Source organism: Vibrio sp. 10N.222.55.B11 (assembly GCF_041473705.1).
Lineage (GTDB): Bacteria > Pseudomonadota > Gammaproteobacteria > Enterobacterales > Vibrionaceae > Vibrio > Vibrio crassostreae_C.
Genome location: NZ_JBFRST010000057.1, coordinates 16,976 through 19,413, shown reverse-complemented (window position 1 = coordinate 19,413; position 2,438 = coordinate 16,976). Strand labels below are relative to the sequence as shown.

General features: G+C 41.4%; 1 protein-coding gene. It reads left to right on the top strand.

The genetic code is table 11. The features are described 5' to 3' along the window. The first annotated feature begins 855 nt into the window (after positions 1 to 855). Positions 856 to 1,689 carry a hypothetical protein gene (locus tag AB4503_RS19840; RefSeq protein WP_102556544.1) on the top strand — a complete coding sequence of 278 codons (834 nt, stop codon included), beginning with the start codon at positions 856 to 858 and terminating at the stop codon, positions 1,687 to 1,689. The last annotated feature ends 749 nt before the right edge of the window (positions 1,690 to 2,438 follow it).

The following is a 2,438-nucleotide window of genomic DNA, read 5'->3' as shown; positions in this document are numbered from 1 at the left end:
GTTTTATTCGCCTTTGATGAAAGATTAAAAGCGATACCGACTTCCTTGTTCTCAACCATACATTTTGATTTAAAATTCATACAAAAGTCTTCCTAAATAGACAAAACCGAAATGACCACGTTCAGGTCGAAACATCGATGAGCCATTTCATCGTTCAACAGAGCCTAAATTTTAAGTGGTTTGTGATTTACTTCTCATTTCTTGCATTTTACATAATGTAAATAATACGCACCAAATTAAGATGCTGATTTTAAAGAAAATAAATTTGCATTTACTGTTGGCGCTATTTTTATTACGCATAATTAATAGATTAATTATTTTAATTTCCCTCCCTCAATGTGCTATAAATTTTTCTAAGGTTATTTGTTATCTTTTTGTTATTTATGGATTTTTCACATCTGCGTATTATTTACATTATGTTAAGGGAAAAATCCCAAGGCACACTTAGCGTTTGAAATATCAGGCGACGAAACGCTATACTTACCTGAGGTCCATAAGTTAAAACACACGACATTGCTTACTCCTGAGTGCCCAATGTCGTGTGTTTTTTCTAGGATTTAGAGTGTGTTAGAGGTGGTACTCTGACTATATAGCACTCGCAAAAAAGCCGTCTTCCTGCTAGTAGACGGCTTTTTTGTGTCTAAAAAACCAGCGTTTGATTTCTTTTCTCGGTTGAGATAGGTTGAAATTTCACCGTTTGGGTGACCAATCCAAAAATCCCAAAAATCTAGCAGATATCAAATTATGACTCAATCATGGCATGGGCTAAAGCCCAAACAACACATTCTCAATCACACCGCTTGTTTATCCCTCGGGATGAAGTGCTGTGTGTTTTAAACGTGGACGGTGAATGTTATGAAGACGCCTGGACACGACTCCTCCCCTACCCCCTCCGATAAATCGAGTTACGATTCAGAGTATCGCCGCAAGCGTAAGGATCGGAAACGGGAATTGATCGAATTGCATCATCGTGTCGTTGCAGAAGAGAACGCGCGGAACCCTAAGACGCCTTTTGAGATCGGATTCAAGTCTCGCCGGTTGCTTCGAAGCGGTAAAGTAGAAACCCTACCGCCAGAATACGCGCGGATCTTAAAAGGGTGTGAAGAATTTATTACCAACCCCAATCGTTTCCCGTCACTTAATGCATGGGGCGGTGAAGCGATAAATAATGTGCAGAGTCGCACCTTAATTGCGAAAGCATTAGCGTGCATGTTGCCGAACACCGACCTCATTGGCGGGCGTGTTGGTTTGCCCACCGAAGCGGGGTTGAAGCCCATCAGCTACGATCAGCTTCAAGAAGAGTATGCGTTGCGCTTTGGCGAGTATATTTCGCCCAAATCCTTTGCGAAAGTGATGAAGTATTTGCAGCGTGCTGGCTATTATCACAGTGAGCGGATCAATGTGTGTGTCGACCAAGACGAAGGGACGATACGCAGTGCCCCTTCATACAAACAGTTTACCATTCGTTTCTTTAATGACTTAAAAGTCGTGCGTTACCCCAACATCAGCGAATTGATCCTCGCGACACGAAAACGCCAAACAAAGAAGGGACTGAACTTTCATTGGCTGTCTTTTCGTAAAATCGCGTCAGGAATACAAGAGATCTTCAATGCGTCAACATTAAACACGTACGCTCAAACAACCTCCGCCTTTTTTAGTGAGTATCAACCCGACCTTGCCCCTAGTTAAAGGGCGATTTTTGTCTCCGCGAAAGCGGAGGGATCCGCACGTCTGAACCTTTCTTACCCTGTTTTATCTCTCATTTTTCTTGTTTTACCCACCTCGTTATTCGTGGATCGCGTGTCCGTTGAGCGTTATTCGGGACAGAGTTTTCTATTCACCGTCTTTTATAAGAAAGGTAGTGCAAGAAAGGCTCGATAAAAACAATCGCTATAATAGTGCTCAATAAGGCACTGCACTTATGAACACTACGTATGAAAATGAATAACAATATGAATAAAAATATAAATATTTAAGAACAAGCAAAAGCCAGACGCGATACCTTTCTTTTGTCATACGACAGGTACCTTCTTCGATTAAACGCTGAGTCAGGTGGCTCCCTTTCATTATCTCCTTACTTAACGTCCACCTTCATCCGGATGGTATGGCTTAGCAGGGCGAGGGTTTTTAGTGCTGTCAATATTGCAGCCTAAAAAGAGCAGTATGGCGCTGTGAGAGGCTTTCTTCTTAATTTCATTAAATGATCACAGTTCTTATTCAGCCGCTTAAGCTTACTGCTTTACAAAATGAATGGCCCCTTGAATACTAAGATTAGCGTTTCGATTTATCAGCGTCAGAGGGTAATTCAAACTCAAGGAACATAAATTAGTATTACTTCGAGGTGTTTCTCTTCTTACGCTGTTAGCCTAGAAAAACACATGGGTTACTAGAAGAGAAAAGGACGGATATGACACTTCCTATTTTTCACTCAAACAACG

What these genes read in the sequence shown, in the direction of transcription:
- AB4503_RS19840 (WP_102556544.1), top strand. Translation starts at nt 856, where the DNA reads ATGAAGACGCCTGGACACGACTCCTCCCCTACCCCCTCCGATAAATCG.